The following is a 441-nucleotide window of genomic DNA, read 5'->3' as shown; positions in this document are numbered from 1 at the left end:
GCTCTGGGTCCACGGTAACGCCGTAGTGCTGCAGCATCAGAGCGCAGAACTGAATCCAGTCTTCATGGGAAGGGACTTCGTGCGTGCAGTGCAGGCACTGCCGACCTCCCCTCAACTGCTCTTCAAACGTGGTGTGCACGTCCATGCCGAGCAGCGTGCTGAACCGGCCCACGTTCGAACCGTCCAGGGTGTGCACCCAAACCGTCGTGCGCTCGGCGTTGACCTCGACGGCTTCTGACAGGTACTTGCGTTCGCAGACTTGACATCGACTCTCATGGGGCTGATGCGCGAAACTTTCGAGACCGATGCAGCAGTGCCCTCGTGCAGGCAATGGCAGCCCACAGAGAGCGCGACTCGAAGACGGTTCGGTGGAGAGATGAGCGAGCGCGATGATCAGGGCCTTTCCGGGGGGCGACGAGCGAGGGGGTGCGAGCCCAGCAC

The 441-nt window shown here is 62.4% G+C and carries 1 protein-coding gene; it reads left to right on the top strand.

From position 1 onward, the window contains the following. Positions 1–238: hypothetical protein (locus MPC4_RS20850; RefSeq protein ID WP_210253579.1), on the top strand; the 238-nt coding region annotated here is incomplete at its 5' end. Between the last annotated feature and the right edge of the window lie 203 nt (positions 239–441).

The sequence above is a fragment of the Methylocella tundrae genome, assembly GCF_901905185.1.
GTDB classification, from domain to species: domain Bacteria; phylum Pseudomonadota; class Alphaproteobacteria; order Rhizobiales; family Beijerinckiaceae; genus Methylocapsa; species Methylocapsa tundrae.
Note: the sequence above shows the minus strand (reverse complement) of the source record. Positions and strands in the feature narration are given on the sequence as shown.